Consider the following 20,187-nt stretch of genomic DNA (forward strand, 5'->3'; position numbering starts at 1 on the left):
GGGTCTGCCGTTACCCCGACCCCGCTGACCCGTCAAGCCCTGTGCGGCCGCCGCTGAGGCATCCGTAATCTGGCGATCCCGGAGGGAGGATCGCGATGACCGACGCCGACCCGCAGCCCGCGCAGCGGGGAGATGCGACGGCAGGCCTGCCCCTGTTCATGACCGAGACGCTGACCGAGACTCTCGGATCGCTCGACGAGCTCGCGGCGGCGGTGCGGCGCTCCGGGCGCGCGTACGTGCGGTACAGCGAGGGGCCCGAGGACGACCGCGACCCCAGCGTCGACACCGAGAGCGGACTCACCCTGCCGGGGCTGTCGGTCAATCCGCTGCACGCCGAGCCGTGGTGGACACGGCCCTTCGAGGACTGGCTCGCACGCCAGGTGTGCCAGTACCGCGAGCTCCAGGAGAAGAACCCAGACCGGTTCGCGTGGGTGCTGTGCGGCACCGAGGTCGGTCGCGGTCCCGACTGCGAGCCGCTGATGCGCGAGGTGATCCCGATCGCGCGGCTCGACGACGCGCTGCTCGATGAAGCGGTGTCGCGCTATGAGACGCGCTTCCGCGCCGGCCACGGCCCGGAGGACTGAGAGAGAGGAAGACGGATGTCTGACAACCTGCCCCCCGAGGTGCCACCCGCCCCCGACGGACAGCCGGGAGTGCAGCCGGTGCGCGATCGCGACACGTCGATCGAGCCCGATCCCGACCGCGACCCCGCACAGGCCGAGTGGGCCCGCACCGCAGCGCTCGACGAGGGAGCGAGCCCGGACGACCTTGCCGCGGCGACCGCGACCGGGGATGACCCCGCGCAGATCCCGGCCGACGACGACGAGATCCCCGCGGCCGATCTGCCGGGCGAGGTGCTGCAGCCCGAGACGCAGGGTGCGTCGCCCGAAGTCGCTGAGCTCGGAGACGAGGGGCAGGGCGACCTCGCCCCCGAGGACCCGTGACACCCGGGTTCGGCGCGTCCGCCGCGACGCCTTCCGAGGGGGAGGCGCCGCGGTGAGGGTGCTGCTCTGGCCGATCCACGGCGGCTATGCCGATGCCTTCGTCCGAGGCGGCCATGAGTATCTGCTTCCGATCGAGGCGGGGACGGATGCCGATCCGCATCTGACCGCATGGGGCTGGGCGCAGGCACGCCAGGTGCCCGAGGACCGCCTGCACGATGAGCACATCGACGTAGTCGTGCTCCAGCGCCTCGAGGAGCTCGACGAGTGCGCCCGGATCACCGGCCGTGTGCCGGGAACCGATGTGCCGGCGCTCTTCCTCGAGCACAACACGCCGCAGCCGGAGGCGGCGACCTGCCGGCATCCGCTGGCGGAGCGCGTCGACATCCCGATCGTCCACGTCACGCACTTCAACCACCTCATGTGGGACAGCGGCAGGGCGCCGACGTTCGTGGTGGAGCACGGCGTGCCCGATCCCGGGCCGCAGTACACCGGGGAGCTTGCGCGGATCGGGGTCGTGGTCAACGAGCCCGTCCGCCGCGGACGCGTTGTCGGCACGGACCTGCTGCCCCAGTTCGCGCTCGAGGCGCCGGTCGACGTGTTCGGCATGGGTGGCGGTGAGCTGCGCGGCGCGTTCGAGGACGCGCCCGACGTCACGTCGGCCGGCGACCTGGCGCCCGGGCCACTGCACCGAGAGCTGGCGCGGCGGCGCCTGTACCTGCATCCGTTCCGCTGGACCTCGCTCGGGCTGTCGCTGCTCGAGGCGATGCACCTGGGCATGCCGGTCGTCGCGCTCGCGACCACCGAGGTCGTGCGCGCAGTCCCACCCGGCGCGGGCGTCATCTCGACGAATCCCGCGGACCTGCGCGCCGCGGCCCGCGCATTCCTCGCCGATCCGGAGTGGGCGCACGAGGTCGGCCGCCGGGGCAGGGAGCACGCACTCACCCACTTCGGACTCGAGCCCTTCCTTGCTCGCTGGGACGCTGTCTTGTCCGAGGTCGTCGCGATGCACGGCCGCGATCGCAGTCGCCGCGCGTCCGTGGTCGGCTGACCCGCGGCGACTGCCCGGCTGCTCGCTGGCCCGACGTTCGCGGGGCGCGACACGCGGCATCGGTTCGTGGATTCCGCGTGTTGTGACACCTGAGCCGGGCGGGTGAGTGCTCGAAGTGCGGCCTAAGTCGCTCGTGGCCGGTTCGCGGGGCGCGACACGCGGCATCCGTTCGTGGATTCCGCGTGTTGTGACACCTGAGCCGGGCGGGTGAGTGGCCCGAGGTGCGGCGCTGGTCGCTGGCCCGACGTTCGCGGGGCGCGACACGCGGCATCCGTTCGTGGATTCCGCGTGTTCTGACACCTGAATGTCGGGGCGCGCGCCCGTATGACCGCGGAGCGGCCGGTGATCGTGACGGCCGCCTGACCGGCGTACAGCAAGGGGACGGATGCCTCGGCTCGAGGCATCCGTCCCTTCGTGGTGGGGGGGTGAGTAGTCTGAGTGCCGTCCCGCGCGAACCCGGGACGTGCATCAAGGGAGAGCACGAGATGAGACCGCTTCGATACTCCATCAACGTCACGCTCGACGGCTCGTGCCATCACGAGGCGGGGCTCCCGCCGGACGAGGAGTCGATGCGCTACTGGACCGCCGACATGCAGCGAGCGGATGCCGTGCTGTTCGGGCGGACGACCTACCAGATGATGGAGTCGGCGTGGCGGAAGCCCGCCGCGGGTCCGTGGCCGGACTGGATGCGGGAGTGGGAGATCCCGTTCGCCGAGGCCATCGACGCGACGAAGAAGTACGTCGTATCGAGCACCTTGACCGAGGTCGACTGGAACGCCGAGCTCGTGCGAGGCGACCTGGGCGAAGCGGTGCGGCGACTCAAGGAGGAGCCCGGCGAAGGGCTCTCGGTGGCCGGTGTCACGCTCCCCCTCGCGCTGGCGGAGCTGGACCTGATCGACGAGTACGAGTTCGTCGTGCATCCGGTCCTCGCCGGACACGGGCCGACGCTTCTCTCGGGCCTGAGCCGGCGCATCCAGCTCGAGCTCGTGGATCGCCGCGACTTCGCGTCGGGTGTGGTCGCCCAGCGCTACCGGCCCGTGCGGGCTGCGGACTGACCCCGCCACAGCAGGCGCGGCCGGGTGCGACGGGTCACACGAACTGGAACACCGGCGGGAAGACCACCACCACGATCGCAGCCCATGCCAGGTACACCGGCAGGTAGCCCGTCTGCCAGCGCTCGAGGCGCTCGAAGGGGGTCGTGCGCATCAGGAATCTGAGCTGCAGCCACGCGGCCCCGGCGAGGTTCGCGAACAGGATGAGGTTGAGCCCGAGCGATGCGAGCTTGTTGGGGCTCGCGCCGTACTCGGCGATGCGGCCGATCATCGCGACGAGCACCATGATGTCGACCACGAGCGCGGCGAGCACCATGACCAGCTGCAGACGATCGAACCACGACGGCGGCGCCAGCCCGTCGCGCGCCGACAGCGCGTACAGCAGCAGGCCGACCACCACCAGCAGCACGATGTCGAACAGGATCAGCAGGTCGCGCTGCCCGAAGACCTCGGGGGCGTCGCCGCCCGAGCCCACCAGATCGCCCTGCAGGAATCCCGCCACGATGAAGGCGAGGAGCAGCAGCGTGAACAGCGGCGTGAAGAGGCGCGTGAGCACCGGGGCGATGTTCTCGACGACGCTCTGCTTCGCCTCGACGAGCCAGCCCGCGATGATGACGGCGCCGGCGACGCCGCACGGCATCACCCAGTCGACGACGAAGCGGCTCGCGTCGAGGTCGATGGAGGCGAAGACCGCGACCGTGAGCCCGATGAGCACGGCGCCGCCCAGTGCGATGAGCACGAAGTACACGAACCACTCGCCGGTGAAGCGGATGAAGTCCATGCGGGCACGGCTCGACCCCACCGCGCCGCCGACGTAGGCGAGGCCGATCACGAGCCAGAGCACGACGACCAGATGCAGCGCGGCGAGCACGAGGGTCGCCCCGCCCGGCGCGAACGGGTAGGCCGCCATGATGACGGCGGTCAGCACGAACGGCACGGCGACGATCGCGATGGTCTGCGGCGAAGCCCGGCGGGTGACGAGGAAGTACGCAGCCAGGAAGGGCAGGATCAGCAGCGCCGCGAACCGCGCGTAGAAGTCCCCGTCGGCCGCCCAGCTGATGCCGAAGAGCGCCGGCACCTTGATGGCGAGCGCGGCGCCGACGGCGAGCCCGAGCGCGAGCCACAGCGACCCGCTGCCGCGCGGCTCGGTCGGCGATTCGGCGAACATGAGCTGCTTCCACAGCCGGTCGGAGTGCTCCCGTGCGAACTCGCGGGAGAGGTCGTCGAGCTTGCCGAGGCGTTTGACGGCGATGAGGAACGCCTCGTCGGGGGCGAGACCGGATGCCTCGAGCCGGTCGATCTGGCCGCGCAGGTGGTCTTCGAGCTCGTCGACGTCGCGGCTGTCGATCGCTTCGCCTCGCGACACGTAGGTGCGCCACGTGGCGATCTGATCCTCGATGCGCGGTTCGAGATCCTCGGTCATGTCAGGCCCCTCCGAATCCGGCGGCGTACCCGCGGTTCAGCGCGAACTCGCTCCCGCCGTCGCGTTCGGTCCACACCTGCTGCAGCGCCTTGCTCACGACGCTCCACTGCCGGCGCTGCTCGGCGAACGCCGCGCGGCCGGCGCTGCTCAGACGGTAGTGCTTGCGCGGGCGTCCGGTGGGTGAGACGCCCCACGTCGCCTCGACGTGTCCGAGTCGTTCGAGCCGGTGGAGCAGCGGGTACAGCATCCCGTCGCTCCATTCGAGCTCGCCGTCCGACAGCTCGCTGACGCGCTGCAGGATTGCGTAGCCGTACGACTCGCCGTCGGCGAGGATGCCGAGCACCATGGGCGTCGCCGCGGCGGCGACGAGGTCCTTGCCGATCTTCATGACGCCTCTTCGATACCTAGAGCTGCGAGGTACATAGAGCTACAAGGTATCACTGTCGACGGCATCGTCGACATCGGGTGACGCGCTGACGGGGCCGGAGGGCTCACAATGGTGCCGCGGGCAGCACCTCCTGCCGCGACCCGAGAGGACCTGCCATGGCGAGACAGCGCACGCGGACGCGAGTCCGCACGGAGCTGAAGAACACCGCGTACGAGATCTTCATCGGGGTGCTCTCGATCCTGTCGATCGTCAACCTCGTGCTGATGTACGCGTTCGCCTCCGACCCCTCGCTGCAGCTCGTGCTCTCGGTCATGAACGGCCTGTTCAGCGGGATCTTCCTCGGCGACTTCCTCTACCGGATCTTCACCGCGCCATCGGCGGCGCACTACTTCTTCCGCGGCTTCGGGTGGGCCGACCTGTTCGCGAGCCTGCCGTTCGCGCAGGTGAAGGTCCTGCGCGTCTTCCGGGTGCTGCGCGTGTTCCGACTGCTGCGCGAGCTCGGCCCCGGCACGCTCTGGTCCACCCTCATCCACGATCGCGCCAACAGTGCGCTCATGACCCTGCTGCTCCTGGGCATCTTCGTGCTGCAGTTCGGCAGCCTCTCGATCCTCGCGGTCGAGGGCAAGGCCGACGGCGCGAACATCACGTCGGCATCCGACGCGCTGTGGTACACCGTCGTCACGATCTCGACCGTCGGCTACGGCGACCAGTTCCCGGTGACCAACGCCGGCCGGCTCATCGGCACGCTGATCATCGTGGTCGGCGTCGGGATCTTCGGAACGTTCACCGGGTATCTCGCGAACCTGTTCCTCGGGCCGTCGAAGTCGGCGCCGGAGGAGGAGACGACGGTCGCCACGCCCTCTCCACACGACGCTGACGCGCCGCGCGCAGCCTCGGGGCGCGTGGCCCCAGCCGCGGCCCCGAGCGCGGCGGAGTCCGAGGCTGCGGCACCCACCGCCGCCGTCGGCGCCGCGGAGGGCGATGCGGTGAGCTCGACGCGCGTGACCCATCACACGGCGAAGGGTGTCGCCGCGGGCGCGGCTTCGGGTGCGGTGCGGGCCGGCGCGGCGGCGGGCGATGCCGCCGGCGGGTCCGCAACGGCGGCTCCGGGCGACACCCCGGTGGACGACACCCGGGAACGGCTGCGCGTGCTCCTGGCCCAATCCGAGGAGACGATGGCCGAGATCCGCCGGCTCCTCGCCGACTCGCGATCCTGAGGTCGGCCGGGGTCAGCGCCGCGACGCGACCGCGGCCGCGACACCCGCGCCCAGCACAAGGAGCGCTGCCGCGAGCGGGGCGTACAGAGCGACCGACGACCCCGCCGAGTCGGCGACGAGACCCGTGATCGCGGACGACGCGGACTGGCCCACGATCACCGCCGAGCCGAGCATCGTCATGACGGTGGCGGAGCGTCCGCGCGGGCTGAACGCAGCCGCGAGGCTGTACTGCGAGACGAGAGTCGGGCCGATGCCGACGCCGATCACGAGCAGGCACACCGCGATCGCGGCGACACTGTCGACGAACGGCAGGGCGATCGTCCCGCCCACGAGGATGGCCGCGAACGTCAGCCATCGCGCGGTGAGCGTGAAGCGCGCCGGGAACAGTGCGACGCCGAGCGCCAGCGCCGCGGACCCGAGCCCCATCGCGCCGTAGACGAGCCCCGCCTGCTCAGGGGCGCCGCGCTCGGCCATGAACGCGGTGAGCGAGGTAAGCATCGATCCGAAGAACAGGCCCATGCCGAGGGCGCCGGCGACTGGCGCGAAGACGCGGGCGCGGAACAGCTCCCGCGCGGGTGCCTGTTCGGCGCGTGCGGCCGCTCCCGCCGCGCGGGTCGTGGCGGGCGTCGCCGCCGTGGGGTGCAGGGCGAACGCCGTCACGAACACCAGCGCGAGCAGCGCGGCGCCGATGACAGGGGCGGCGGGGCTCATCGTCGTCGCGAGCAGGCCGACGACGACCGGACCGAACACGAAGGCGATCTCGTCGGCCGCCGACTCGTACGCCATCGTCCCGTTGACCGCCTTCGTGCGGCGGTCCTTCGGGAAGGCGCGGCCGATGATGCCGACGAGACGGCTGCGCGACAGCGGCGCCACCTGCGGCATGGTCGCGCCGATGAGGAACGCGACGCCCAGGAGAGCGGCATCCGGTGCCGGCGAGAACGCCAGCCACGCCATCGCCGCGAGCAGCAGGCTGTTCACGGTGCCCGCCACGAGCAGCACGCGGCGCTGCCCGAAGCGGTCGGCCGCGGCGCCGAGCAGCGGACCGACGAGCGCCGTGCCGAGCCCCGTCATCGCGCTCGTGGCGCCGCCGAGGGCGAGCGAATCGCGTGCCGATACGACGAGCGTGAGGATGCCGACCACCATCATCGCGAACGGCAGCCGCGCGATCAGCGCGATGGGGAAGTAGGCGTAGCCGGCTTCGCGGATGAGGCTCGGCCGGCGCGTTGCGCGATCGGCGGCCGTCTCGGGCGCGGCGAGTGTGGTGTGCATCGGATTCCTGGCTCTCCGCCGACGACGGCGGGACATCGTGCCGCCTTGTCGCGTGCGCCGGAGGCGCGGACAGGTAGATGCACATCGAGGATGGGCACCGCCAGTGTATCGCGGCAGCCTGGACGACCGCCGGGCAGTCCGGAGGGCCCGTGCCTCAGCTCGACACGGGGATCCACACGCGCATCGTCGACGGGCCGCGCTGCGCCCACTCGTGGTACGGCACGAGCGGGACCTCGAGCGGAGTCGCGTCGGCACCAGGCACCGGGTCGCCGTACGGCCAAGGCGCGTCGTCGAGCGGGAGCGGCACCACCGGCACCCAGACCCGCCCGTCGCGCTCGACCGGCTGCGCATCCGGTGCGATCGCGACCCGGGCGACGTCGTCGACACCGGCGGGCGCGAGGTCGACCGACTCCAGGGCCAGCACCTCGGGTCCGCGCTCGATCGCGACGCAGCCGCGCACGGCGTCGATGCGGGCATCGGGGGCGGACACGCGCGGTGCCATCGGCAGGTCGAGCTGCACGACGTCGCCGGCGCGGAACGCGTGGCGGAGCTCGACCATGCCGGGCTCCACGGTCCGCTGCTGCACGAAGTCGGAGCTGACGACGCGCAGCGACGCCCCCGCCGCCCACGCCGGCACCCGGACGCTGAGGGTCCACGGCTCATCGGCGTCCGAGAGATGCGTGATCGTCACGCGCCCGTCGGCCGGGTACGCGGTCTCGACGTCGAAGGCGACCGTGCGTCCGTCGTCGAGGGTCGTGCGGATCTCGGCTGGCGCGTACTGGTGCAGCTGCACGCCGTCGGAGTCGGCCGTGGCGACGTAGGCGTCGAGGCTCGCGAGGGTCCGCGCGACGTTCGGCGGACAGCACGACACCTCGAACCACGGCGCGCGCAGCGACGACGACGCGCGCGGCGACGTGCCGTCGGGGTCGGCGGGGGCGCCGGGCACACGCTGGTGGAGCGTGTTGGCGTAGTAGAACGAGCGGCCGTCGGGCGCAGGGGAGGTCGCCACGACGTTGTAGAGCGTGCGCTCGATCAGATCGGCGTGGCGAGGATCGGCGCCGGCGAGCAGCAGCCGCCACGTGAACATGATCGAGCCGATGCTCGCGCAGGTCTCGGAGTACGCGCGGTCCGGCGGCAGCTCCCAGTCGTCGCCGAAGGCCTCGTCCTGGTGATGGGAGCCCTGGCCGCCGGTGATGTAGGTGCGACGGGCGATGGTGCGCTCCCATTGGAGCCGCAGCGCCTTCTGCAGTTCGTTGTCGCCGGTCTCGACGGCGACGTCCATCGCGCCCGCCGACAGGTAGTTCGCGCGCACCGCGTGACCGCGCAGCACGGTCGCCTCGCGCACCGGCACGTCGTCCTGGAAGTACTTGCGGCCCCACTCGATGTCGCGCAGCGTGCCCTTGCCGTGGCGCTCCACGAACAGCCGCGCCTGAGCGAGGTAGCGGCGGTCGCCGGTCACCCGCGACAGCTCCGCGAGCCCCACCTCCACCTCGGCGTGCCCGCAGATCGCGTCACGGCCTTCGGGACCGAACACCTCGCACACGAGGTCGGCGGCGCGCCGGGCGATCCCGAGCAGCCCGTCGTCGGCACCCGGGCGCGTGCGCTCGCGCGCCACCGCCGCCTGGAACAGGTGCCCGAGGCAGTACAGCTCGTGGCCCCACTCGAGATCCGACCACCGTGCGCCCTGCCCGGCCCGGCCGAACATGGTGTTGAGGTAGCCGTCCTCCTCCTGGGCGCCGGCGACCCGGCCGACGACCTCGCGGAAGCGCCGCTCCAGTGCGTCGTCGTCGGTGCGGCCGATCTCCCAGGCCAGCGCCTCGAGGTACTTGTACACCTCCGAGTCCGAGAACTCCCGGCCTCGCCGCCGCGCGGGGAGGCCGCCCGAGACCGCGAGGTCGAAGTTCGGCAGCCAGCCTTCGGACTCGAGCCTCGACCCGATGTGCTCGAGCGTGTGATGGCCGTTGACCCGCTGCCGATCGCCCCAGAAGCCGCCCGTGATCCGGACATCGCCGAGGCCGAGGGGCCGCAGGCGCCCGCGGCTGGGCACGGCCGGCGCCTGCGGCGCCGGGCTGATGGTGTGCATGGTCATCCCTTGAACGCTCCCGACATGAATCCACGGACGTAGTGGCGCTGCAGCACCAGGAACAGCACGACGCACGGGAGGGCGAGCACGACGACCCCCGCCTCCGTGGCGCCGTAGTCGATGACCCCCATCACCTGACCGCGGAGGTTGGCGACGGCCAGCGGCAGCGTCATCCGGTTGGTGTCGTTGATGAGGATGAGGGGTGCGATGAAGTCGTTCCACGCGGTGAGGAACGCGAACAGCCCCACCGTGATGAGCCCGGGCTTGACCGCCGGCAGCAGCACGCGCCACAGCGCCGAGAAGCTGTTGCACCCGTCGACGAGCGCCGCCTCGTCCATCTCGCGGGGGATCGACTCGAACGAGATGCGCATCATGAACATCGAGAACGGCAGCTGGAACATCGTGAGGACGAGCGCCACCCCGACGAGCGAGTTGTTCAGCCCGATCGCGTTGAGGATCACGTACAGCGGGATGAGCAGCGTCGCGTACGGCACCATCAGGATCGCCAGCACGAGCAGGAACAGCAGGTTCTTGCCGGGGAAGGAGAACCGCGCGAACGCGTAGCCGCCGAAGAACGAGATCACCAGCGTGAGGGCCACGGTCAGCAGCGACACGAAGAGCGAGTTGCCGAGGTACACCCAGATGCCCGCCTGGAAATTCGCCAGCGAGATGAAGTTGCCGATGCCCCAGCCGTCGGTCTGCGCCGAGCCGGCCTGCGGGCTGAACGACGAGATCGTCGTCCACACCAGCGGGTAGAGGAAGATGATCGCCAGTGCGCCGGTGAAGACCACATAGGGGATGCCCATCACGAGGCGCCCGCGCCGGCCCGGCCGGTCGTCGCCGCGGTAGTCGGGGGCGACGATCGTGCGTGTCGACGTCGTGTCGGTGAGGGTCATGTCACGCCTCCTCGGGTCGGCGGAAGGCCCGCAGCTGGGCGATGTTGATGACGATGAGGGCCAGCAGCACGATCACCGACAGCGCGGCGGCGATGCCGAGGTTGTTCTGGCCCTGGAAGGCGACGTTGTAGATGAGCTGGACGATCGTCATGGTGCTGTTGTCGGGCCCGCCTTTGGTGAGGATGTAGAACTGGTCGAACGCCAGCAGCGACCCGGTGACGCACAGCACGATGGTCAGGGCGAACGTCGGGCGCAGCAGCGGCACGGTGATGTGCCGGAAGGTCTGCCAGCGCGACGCGCCGTCGATGCGGGCGGCCTCGAACACGTCGTCGGGGATGCCCTGCAACCCGACGAGCATGAGCAGCATGTAGAACCCCGCGTAGCGCCACACGATGAGGAACACCGTCGACCACAGCGCGCCCTCGGGAGTGCCGAGGAACGTGAATCCCCACGACTCCATGAGGTTCGCGAAAGGGCCGGCGAACGGCGAGTACAGGACGTAGAAGAGGAGGGATGCCGAGGCCAGGCCGAGTGCGCTGGGGATGAGGAACGCCGTGCGGAGGAAGCCCTTCCAGGCCGTCGACTCCTGTACGAGCATCGCGAGACCGAGGCCGAGGCCGATCAGCAGGACCGTCGTGATGACCGTGTACGTGATCGTGAATCCGATCGCGTCCCAGAACAGCCGGAGGTCGACCGCGTCGATGTAGTTCTGCGGGAAGTTGGGGCCCATGTTGCCGCGCAGCAGCGGCCACTCGGACCCAGACATCTGCAGCACGAGCAGAAGGGGGATGACGAACAGCGCCACCACGAACAGCGCGGTCGGCGCGGCGTAGAGCCAGCCCTGGACGGGACCGCCCAGAGCGCTCCGGCTCTGGCGGCTCGGGCGGCTCGCGCGAGGCGATCGCGCGCGGCGCGCGGTGGTCGTGAGGGCCACGTCGCTCCTTCGGTCGGGATGTGTTGCGGGGAGAAAGCGGGCGGGGCGCATCGTCGCGGATGCGCCCCGCCCGGGATGGATCACTGGCCGAGGACGGCCGTGATCTCTTCGTTGTCGGCTTCGACGGTGTCGGTGCCCTCGAGCACGGCGTTGCGCACCAGCGTCAGCCACGGGCTGCCCGGAGCGTTGAACGCCTGCTGGAAATGCATCGCCACCGGGGTGTCGCCCTCGGCGGCCACCTCGTTGATCGTCACGAGCCGCGGGTCCTCGGCCGAGTACTCGTTGTCGGCGAGGTCGGAGCGCGAGACGGCGTTGCCGTCCTTGGCGAGGACATCGACCTGCGCCTCCTCCGACATCATCCACGCGAGGAAGTTCCACGCCTGCGCCGACTGCTCGGAGTCCTTCGAGATGCCGATGCCGTCACCGCCGACGAACGTCGATGCGCCGCCGTCCACGCCCGGGATGCCGGCCACGCCGGCGTCGAACTCGAGGCTCGACAGCAGCGTCGCGGGGTAGGGCATGATGCCGACGTTGCCCTCCTGGAACCCGGCGACCCAGGTCGCTCCCGTCTCGTCGGCCGAGCCCGGCGCGACCGCGCCCGACTCGTACAGGTCGCGCCACGTGGAGTAGACCTCCTGAGCGGTGTCACTCGCCAGCAGCGACTCCGTGCCCTCCGCGTTCATGACCTCTTCGCCCGAGGCCCAGATCGTCGGGAACCACGTGAAGACGAGGCATCCGCCGCAGTTGAGGCCTGTCGACGTGCCCGAGACGCCGTCCTTGCCGAGGTCCTGGATGGCCTTGGCCGCGTCGGCGAACTCGGCGAGCGTGGCGGGAGCCTGCTCGGGGTCGAGGCCGGCCTCGGCGAAGAGCTCCTTGTTCCACATCAGCATCGACAGGTCGAGGACGAACGGCAGGACGTGCTCGGCGCCCTCGTAGGTGCCGGCCGACAGGTGGCCCTCGTTGATCGTGTCCTTGTAGGGGAGCGTGTCGATCTGCTCGGTGATGTCGGCGAACAGGCCCTGCTGCACCCAGTTCGGCACGTACACGATGTCGGCGGCGAACAGGTCGGGCAGGCCGCCCGAGCCGGCGGCAGCGCCGACCTTGGCGACGTAGTCGTCGTTGGGGACGATGGTGAGCTCGACCTGGTTCTCGTGGCTTTCGTTGTACGCCTCGACGAGCAGCTTCGCCTGGCGCTCGAGCGGCGCGCGGGTCCACAGCGTGAGCGTCGAGCCGTCGTCGACCCCCTCAGCGGGGATGGACTCGGCCGGGGCGGGGGCGCCCCCGGTGCCCGAGCAGGCGGCGAGGGCGCCGATGAGAGCCCCCGCGGTGACGAGGGCCGTGGCCGCGCGCAGCGCGCCACGACGTCGGGTGGTGATCATGCAACTGTCTCCTCTGGCTCTTCTTCGAGCGGATGACGCCGAATCGGGTCGGCACCGCTGCTGTTGGTGCGTGGGCATTCGAAAAGACCGAAAGCCATTTCGAGCAAGCTATCGTGAGGATCGTCGCGTCGTCAAGTATGGTCAGCGATAACCTTTCAGCACCAGAGGAGGTGCCCGTGGCAACGAATGAGACGGGCCCGCGGGCCGCCACGCTGAGCGATGTGGCACGGCGGGCCGGAGTGTCCATCGCGACCGCTTCGAAGGCGCTCAACAACAGGGACGACGTCGCGGTGGCGACGCGCCAGCGCGTCCTGCGCGCGGCCGACGAGCTGGCCTTCACGCCGAACGCCATGGCCAAGGGCCTGCTGGCAGGCAGGACGGGCACCGTCGGGCTCCTCACGAGCGACCTCGAGGGTCGCTTCATGATCCCGATCCTGATGGGGGCCGAAGACGCTTTCGGCGCCGGGCAGGTCAACGTCTTCCTGTGCGACGCGCGCGGCGACGCCATCCGCGAGCAGCACCATCTCAAGGCGCTGCTGAGCCGGCGGGTCGACGGCATCATCGTCGTGGGGCGCCAGACCGACCCGCGGCCGTCGCTCGGGCAGGAGATCCCGGTGCCGGTCGTCTACGCGTACGCGCCGTCCGACGACCCGCGCGACCTCTCGCTCACCCCCGACAACTACGCCGGCGGGCGCCTCGCGATCGAGCACCTCCTCTCGTGCGGGCGCACGCGCATCGCGCACATCACGGGCGATCCGACGTACGCCGCCGCGCAGGACCGCATCGCGGGCGCGCGCGCCGCCCTCGACGCCGCAGGGCTCGAGCTGGTCGGCGAGCCGATGTTCTCGGAGTGGACCGAGCACTGGGGGAGGGATGCCGCGGCGATGCTGCTGCAGCGCCACCCCGATGTCGACGCGATCTTCTGCGGCTCCGACCAGATCGCGCGCGGCGTCCTCGACACCGCGCGGGATCTCGGGAGAAGAGTGCCCGACGACCTCGCGGTGATCGGCTACGACAACTGGGAGGTGCTCGCCACGAACTCCCGCCCGCAGCTGACCAGCATCGACGCGAACCTGCAGCAGCTCGGCCGTCAGGCGGCCCAGCGGGTCTTCGACGCCATCGACGGCGTCGACATCGGCGACGGCATCCATCACCTGCCAGTGCGGCTGGTCATCCGGGGGTCGACCATCGCGCGCCGGTGACGCGCGCTCTTTCGAAATCTCCGAAAACCATTGCGCTAGACGCATTCGCACTGCCAAACTGCCGCTCACGCGTGATCTCAGCGTCGAGAGGTAGTCATTGTGAGCGTCCCCCCGTCGTCCCGCCGGCTCGGCCGGCCTTCCACTTACATCGCGGTATCAACGGTTTCGGTCCTTGTCGGATCGCTTCTCGCCGTGTCCGCGAGCTCCGTCGCAGCCGCCGTCCCGGGTGACGAGGTGCCGCAGAGCTCGCTCGGGTACCCGGCCTTCGTGGGTGCGGCAGACCCGGTGCCCGACACCGGCGTCGACTTCGCGCCCGGCGGCTACCTGGGCGACGTCTTCGCCGCCGATGCCGCCGCCGGTGCGGGCGCCGCGCCGGGCCAGGACTTCTGGATCGACCGCATGCTGGCCCGTACGGGTCCGATGTTCGACGGCACCGAAAACGCGGTCGCGTTCACGCGTGGCCGCACCGTGTTCATGAAGACGCACAGCCCGACCGGGCTCGGCTGGCGCGGCGACACCGCCTACATCGACACCACCGGCAAGGGCGACGCGTTCCGCTTCACGGTCGAGGTCGACGGCGCGCCGGTGACGCTCGCCGAGCAGAGCGCGCAGCGCCGCCAGACGCCGAGCTACTTCTCGTCGGTCTTCACCGGCGGCGGCATCACGCTGACCCAGACGAAGTACATCACCGAGCAGAACGTCATGGTCGCCGGTATCCGCGTCGAGAGCGATGCGGCGCGCACCGTCACGATCACCGCCGCGTCGCCGCACGCGACGCGGGCCGAGGGCGACGAGCTGGTCGGGTCGGTCAGCGCGTACAACCGCCTGACGACGATCTTCCCCCGCCTCTCGGGCGACGGGTTCACCGCCGAGGGCGACGAGCTCGTCGCGACCCTCGACGTACCCGCAGGCGGCGCGGCGGCCACGAAGCTGCAGCTCGGCATGATCGCCGAGGAGGTCCCTGCCTCGACGACGGAGTACGAGCACTTCCGGGGGCTGTCGCCCGACGCCGCGTTCACGGAGCACGTGACGGCGTACAACCGCTGGTGGGCCGACAACATCCCGTACCTCGACACCCCCGAGGACAACATCGACAAGACGCTCTTCTACCGCTGGTGGCTGATGCGCTACAACTTCCTCGATGCCGACATCCCGGGCAACGACTACCAGTTCCCGACGTCGATGGAGGGGGTGCTCGGGTACAACAACGCGATCGTGCTGACCGTCGGCATGTTCATCGACGACCTCAAGTACTTCCGCGACCCGGCGTACGCGTACGGCCCCGCGGTGTCGGTGGGCGAGACGTCGAAGGGCGGCAAGTTCGTCGACAACCCCGGCGACCCCGCGAACTGGTCGAACAGCTACACGCAGTACATCACCGAGGCCGCGTGGCGCGCGTACGAGCTGCACGGCGGCCCGGGCGCGATCGGCGGCAAGCTCGGCGACCACTCCCGCGACGACGTCGAGGGCCTCCTCGAGGCGTACGACGGCAACGACAACGGGCTCATCGAGTACTCGTGGGGCGCGATGACGGGCAACGACGCCGACGCCGTGTCGTTCCACTGGCGCCCGAACCCCAACATGGACCGCGCCGAGAGCGCGTACCTGTACTCGAACGCCAAGGCGGCCGCGGAGTTCTATCGCGTGGCCGGCGACACCGAGGGCGCCGCGCACATGGACCAGCTCGCGGAGCGCGTGAAGTCCGCCGTGCTCGAGTACCTGTGGGAGCCTGAGCGGTCGACTCCCGACCAGGTGGGGCTCATGGGCAACCTGCTCAAGCACCGGGTGACCAGCGACGGGGCCCTGAACCCCTGGAAGGAGATCAACAACTACTACCCGTTCTCGGTCGGCCTCATGCCCAAGCCCGGCGACTCCGACTACGAGCAGCCGTACGTCGAGGCCCTCCGGCTCTTCGCGGACGCCGACCAGTACCCGGTGTTCCCGTTCTACACGGCAAACCAGGTCGACCAGGCGGACTACGGCGGGCCGGGATCCAACAACTTCTCGGTCATCAACTCGACGGTGTGGTTCCGCATGCTGTCGTCGGTGCTGCGCGACTACCCGCAGGACTACGTCACGCCCGAGATGTACAAGCAGCTCCTGTACTGGAACGCGTGGGCGCACTACCAGAACGGCGACAACCGGATGCCGAACCAGAACGAGTTCTGGTCGAACGGCTCCGCGGCCGACGGCGGCTCGATCGGGTACCGCTCGTGGATCCACCACACGATCCTCGGCGCGACGAACTTCACCGTGATCGAGGACGCGATGGGCCTGCGCTCGCGCGCCGACGCGAAGATCGAGCTCGACCCGATCGACATCGGCTGGCCGAGCTTCGCGGCCGACAACATCCGGTACCACGATCGCGATCTCGCCGTCGTGTGGGATGCGGACGGCTCGGCGTACGGCGGGCCTGCGGGCTACTCGGTGTACCTCGACGGTGCGCTCGCGTTCACCGTGAGCGACCTCGCCCACGTCGTGTACGACCCGGCCACCGGCACGGTGGAGCTTCCGGACGGCGGTGCGACGGTCGTCACGCAGCAGGCGGGTGCGCTCGCCGTCGCCTCCGACATCCGCTTCGCCGACGATGCGCGCGTCGTGGACCTGTTCGCCAAGGCGGGAACCGACATCGCGTCGGCGTCGACCGCCGCGAGCGACCTCGCGGATGGCGCCGCCGCGACGGCGACGTTCGAGGCCGCCGGGCGCCCGGCATCCGCCGCCGTCGACGGCTCGACCGCCAACGAGCCGTTCTGGGGCACCGCCGGGTCGCCGAACACGAGCGACAGCATCGTGGTCGACCTCGGCGAGGCGACGACGATCGACGAGGTGCGCGCGCACTTCTACAAGACGTCGACCTCGGCCACCGTCTCGGGGTACGAGCTGCCGCAGATGTTCGGCCTCGAGTACGACTCCGGCGGCGAGTGGGTCGCGATCGGCGGTCAGGCCCGCACGCCGTCGTACGTCACGGCCAACGGCAACACCGTGCGGTTCCCGGCGATCACGACCAGCAAGGTGCGACTGACCCTCACGCACGCCGCGGGGGCGCGCACGGGCCTCAAGGAGATCCAGGTGCGCTCCACCGGCCTCGAGGCACCGCCGTCGACAAACGCGGCGCCGCGCGTCAGCGCCTACCTCGACCCGACGTTCTCGCAGCCGTCGCAGGCGCGCCTCATCGGCTCGGTGTCGGACGACGGCCTGCCCTCGCTCGACCTCGACTCGTCGTGGTCGCTGGTGTCGGGGCCGGAGGGCGGCGAGGCGATCTTCGCCAGTGCGTCCAGCGCCACCTCCGTCGTGCAGTTCACGGCGTCGGGCACCTACGTCGTGCGGCTGACCGCGACCGACGGCGAGCTCACCACGACGCGCGACGTGACCGTCGACGTCGTCGGCGGTGAGACCGAGAAGACCAATGTCGCCCCCGACGCTACGGCCGCGGCATCCGCCGTCACCGGCTGGAACCGCGTCGCGGCGATCAACGACGGCAACGCCCCGTACCCGGTGTCGGCCGAGACCGACGCGTGGGGGACGTGGGGCACCGCCTCGTCGAACGGCGCGTACACCGCCACCCTCACGTGGCCGAGCGCGGTGCGCGTCGACGAGAGCCGCATCCTGTTCCACAGCAACGGCGCACCGGACGGCGTGCTGCCGCCCTCGTCGTGGAAGCTCGAGTACCTCGACGGCTCGACGTGGCGCGACGTGCCCGGCGCGAGCGCGTACGGCACGACCGCGGGCGTCTTCAACTCGGTGACGCACGCGCCGGTCGAGACGACGGCGCTGCGCGCGACGCTCGTGCGCAACGGCCAGTCGTATCCCGGCATCATCGAGTGGCAGGCGCTCGCCGAGGCCCCCGTCTCGGTTGAGACCGTCGCGGTCCGCACGGTGCCCGGCACCGCGCCCGCGATGCCCGGCGAGGTCGAGGTCGTCTTCGCCGACGGCAGCCGCGATTCCCGCGCGGTGAGCTGGCAGGCGATCGACCCGTCGCAGTACGCGGGCGAGTCGTCGTTCACGGTGCTCGGCTTCGTCGAGGGCACGTCCGCGCTGGCACGGGCCACCGTGTGGGTGCGCGCCAACACGAGCGTGCAGGTCAACACGTTCGACCCGGTCGCCGTGTCGACGTTCCGGGGCACGGCCCCGTCGCTGCCCGCGCGCGTCATCGCGGTCTACAACGACGGCGGCCAGGCGTCGCTGCCGGTGACATGGGACGCGATCGACCCCGCCTCGTACGGCACGGTCGGCACGTTCACGGTCGAGGGAACGGTCGAGGGCACCGACAAGCGCCCGGTCGCAACCGTCACGGTGCTCGCGACCGCCGACCAGGCGCCCGCGGTCACCCTTTCGACCGACCCGGCGACGCCGGCGTCCGGCTGGTTCGCCGGGCCCGTCTCGGTGACCGCGGCCGCGACCGACGACGACGACCCGTCGCCGGCGATCGAGGTGCAGACCGGCACGGAGTGGAACGCCTACGAGGGTCCGCTGACGGTGAGCGCCGAGGGCGCCACGACGATCCGCGCCCGCGCGACCGACGACAGCGGCCTGGTGTCGCCGGTGGTGTCGGTCGTGGTCAGCATCGACACGGTGGCTCCCGCGGTGACGGCCGCGTTCGACTCCGCCTCCCGCACTCTGACGCTCACGGCGACCGAGGGCGGCTCCGGGCTCGACGCGATCGAGTACCGCATCGGCGACGGCGAATGGCGCGAGTACCGCGGCGCCGTGACGATGACGGATGCCGCGACCGTCGCCTACCGGGCGACCGATGTCGCCGGGAACGCGTCCGACGAGCAGTCCATCGACGTCCCCGAGCGCGAGCCCGGACAGTCGGTGAACGTCGCGGGCAATGCCACGGCCTCCGTCTCGGCCACCACCGCGTGGAACCGGGCCACCGGCATCAACGACGGCGTCGCGACCTTCCCGGTCGCGGTGCAGTCGACCGCGTGGGGCACCTACGGCATCACCGGTGAGACTCAGTGGGCTCAGCTCACGTGGGACGAGCCGGTGACCGTCGGCACGAGCCGTCTGCTCTTCTTCGACGACGGCGGCGGCATGGACCTGCCCGCGTCGTACAAGCTCGAGTACCTCGACGGCGAAGCGTGGGTCGAGGTGCCGGAGCCGTCCGGCTACACCACGACGCTCGGCGAGTTCGACGTGGTGACGCACGGGGCGATCACGACGACCGCGCTGCGCGCGACGCTCACCAAGCCCGCGTCGGCGTACGTCGGGATCGTGGAGTGGCAGGTGCTCGACGTGCCGACGGCGCCCGATCCCGTGCTCGAGGTGCCGACAGGACCCATCACGGCCGGAACCGGGTTCCCGGTGACTCTCACCGACGGTGAGGCGGACGCGGACTACGCGGTCACCCTCGAGCCGGGCGGGTTCGGCCTCGGCACCCTCACGACCGACGCCGACGGCGCGGGGGTGCTCCACACCCGGGCGCTGCCGATCGACCTCGCCGCCGGCGAGTACACGGTGCGCGCGACACGCGGAGACGCGGTCGTGGAGGCGACGGTCACCGTCGAGGAGGCCGATGTACCGGACGAGGTCGTCGCGGGCACCGTGTCGATCGCCGGCGCGCCGGAGGTCGGCGGGGAGCTGACCGCCGAGACGTCGGGCTGGAGGCCCGAGGACGTGTCGTTCGCCTACCAGTGGTTCGTCGACGGCTCGATCGTCGACGGCGCCGACCAGGCGACGTTCACCCCGCGAGCGGAGGACATCGGCAAGACCGTCGTCGCGCGCGTCACCGGGTTCGCGGACGGCATGTTGTCGGCGTCGGCCGAGTCGGAGCCGGTCGGCCCGGTGACCCTGCCGAGGCTCGAGGCGGGCGACGTCTCGATCGACGGCACCCCGAAGGTCGGGCGCAAGCTCCGTGCCGAAGTGAGCGGCTGGCCCACCGGCGCGCGGCTCGAGTACCGCTGGCGCGTGGACGGCGTCCTGGCCTCGGGTGCGACTCGGGACACGTTCGTGCCGCGCGGAGTCGACGCCGGCAAGCAGGTCGTGGTGGAGGTTCGTGCGACGCGCAAGGGCTTCGAGTCGACGGGCTGGGTGGCGTCGGAACCACGCGAGGTGAAGCCGGCGAGCTTCTTCGCCATCGGCGGTCTGCTGCTGGGCAGCGGAAAGGTCGGCAGCACGCTCGTCGCCGCGAAGGGGATCTGGCTGCCCGTGCCCGATGAGGTCGCATACCGATGGTTCGCGGACGGCACCGAGATCTCGGGCGCAACCGGCGGGACGTACAAGGTGCGCCGGGGCGACGTCGGCAAGAAGATCACCGTCGCGATCACCGGCACGCGGGCGGGTTATGCCCCGCTGACGCTGACATCCAACGGCATCGTCGTCCGCCGATAGCCCGGGCGCGGAAGAGGAC

At 70.8% G+C, this 20,187-nt stretch carries 14 protein-coding genes; 7 read left to right on the top strand and 7 right to left on the bottom strand.

Translation table 11 applies throughout. The features are described 5' to 3' along the window. Positions 1 to 95 precede the first annotated feature (95 nt). The 4 genes from AC3ANN_RS02240 (at position 96) to AC3ANN_RS02255 (ending at position 3,047) form a co-directional block, all read left to right on the top strand. The gene (locus tag AC3ANN_RS02240; RefSeq protein WP_488339389.1) at positions 96 to 584 is read left to right on the top strand and encodes a DUF6098 family protein; all 489 of its coding nucleotides are present in this window, start codon (positions 96 to 98) and stop codon (positions 582 to 584) included. Between the two features lie 15 nt (positions 585 to 599). Further along, entirely contained in the window at positions 600 to 944 is a 345-nt protein-coding gene (locus tag AC3ANN_RS02245) for a sugar ABC transporter ATPase (protein ID WP_488339390.1), read from the top strand. A 52-nt stretch (positions 945 to 996) separates the two neighbouring features. Then, positions 997 to 1,992, top strand: coding sequence for a glycosyltransferase (locus tag AC3ANN_RS02250; RefSeq protein ID WP_488339391.1), 996 nt, complete (start codon positions 997 to 999; stop codon positions 1,990 to 1,992). 485 nt (positions 1,993 to 2,477) lie between these two features. After that, positions 2,478 to 3,047, top strand: a complete 570-nt coding sequence (locus AC3ANN_RS02255) for a dihydrofolate reductase family protein (protein ID WP_488339392.1) — start codon at positions 2,478 to 2,480, stop codon at positions 3,045 to 3,047. A 34-nt stretch (positions 3,048 to 3,081) separates the two neighbouring features. Here AC3ANN_RS02255 and AC3ANN_RS02260 read toward each other — a convergent pair whose 3' ends face one another. Further along, positions 3,082 to 4,467: a permease prefix domain 1-containing protein gene (locus AC3ANN_RS02260; protein WP_488339393.1), complete on the bottom strand. Its 1,386-nt coding sequence runs from the start codon at positions 4,465 to 4,467 to the stop codon at positions 3,082 to 3,084. Position 4,468: 1 nt separating this feature from the next. Next, the gene (locus AC3ANN_RS02265; RefSeq protein WP_488339394.1) at positions 4,469 to 4,855 is read right to left on the bottom strand and encodes a PadR family transcriptional regulator; all 387 of its coding nucleotides are present in this window, start codon (positions 4,853 to 4,855) and stop codon (positions 4,469 to 4,471) included. Between the two features lie 155 nt (positions 4,856 to 5,010). Between AC3ANN_RS02265 and AC3ANN_RS02270 the strand changes: the two genes are divergently transcribed. Beyond that, a complete protein-coding gene (locus tag AC3ANN_RS02270; protein ID WP_488339395.1) occupies positions 5,011 to 6,072 on the top strand; it encodes an ion transporter in 1,062 nt (353 codons plus the stop codon). 12 nt (positions 6,073 to 6,084) lie between these two features. On the opposite strand, the gene AC3ANN_RS02275 is transcribed toward AC3ANN_RS02270, so the two are convergent. The 5 genes from AC3ANN_RS02275 to AC3ANN_RS02295 all read right to left on the bottom strand — a co-directional run bounded on the left by AC3ANN_RS02275 (position 6,085) and on the right by AC3ANN_RS02295 (position 12,633). After that, entirely contained in the window at positions 6,085 to 7,341 is a 1,257-nt protein-coding gene (locus AC3ANN_RS02275; RefSeq protein ID WP_488339396.1) for an MFS transporter, read from the bottom strand. Positions 7,342 to 7,495: 154 nt separating this feature from the next. Further along, entirely contained in the window at positions 7,496 to 9,430 is a 1,935-nt protein-coding gene (locus AC3ANN_RS02280) for a glycoside hydrolase family 127 protein (protein ID WP_488339397.1), read from the bottom strand. Continuing rightward, positions 9,427 to 10,320, bottom strand: coding sequence for a carbohydrate ABC transporter permease (locus AC3ANN_RS02285; protein ID WP_488339398.1), 894 nt, complete (start codon positions 10,318 to 10,320; stop codon positions 9,427 to 9,429). Before AC3ANN_RS02285 ends, AC3ANN_RS02280 begins: the two co-directional genes overlap by 4 nt. A 1-nt stretch (position 10,321) precedes the next feature. Beyond that, complete coding sequence (locus AC3ANN_RS02290) at positions 10,322 to 11,254, bottom strand: carbohydrate ABC transporter permease (protein WP_488339399.1); 933 nt, start codon at positions 11,252 to 11,254, stop codon at positions 10,322 to 10,324. Between the two features lie 80 nt (positions 11,255 to 11,334). After that, on the bottom strand, positions 11,335 to 12,633 hold the full coding sequence (locus tag AC3ANN_RS02295) for an ABC transporter substrate-binding protein (RefSeq protein ID WP_488339400.1): 1,299 nt from the start codon (positions 12,631 to 12,633) through the stop codon (positions 11,335 to 11,337). 176 nt (positions 12,634 to 12,809) lie between these two features. On the opposite strand from AC3ANN_RS02295, the gene AC3ANN_RS02300 reads away from it, so the two are divergent. Both AC3ANN_RS02300 and AC3ANN_RS02305 read left to right on the top strand, forming a co-directional pair. Next, on the top strand, positions 12,810 to 13,835 hold the full coding sequence (locus tag AC3ANN_RS02300) for a LacI family DNA-binding transcriptional regulator (protein ID WP_488339401.1): 1,026 nt from the start codon (positions 12,810 to 12,812) through the stop codon (positions 13,833 to 13,835). 192 nt (positions 13,836 to 14,027) lie between these two features. Next, entirely contained in the window at positions 14,028 to 20,168 is a 6,141-nt protein-coding gene (locus AC3ANN_RS02305) for an Ig-like domain-containing protein (protein WP_488339402.1), read from the top strand. The last annotated feature ends 19 nt before the right edge of the window (positions 20,169 to 20,187 follow it).

It is taken from the genome of Microbacterium sp. STRO-2N (assembly GCF_057747775.1).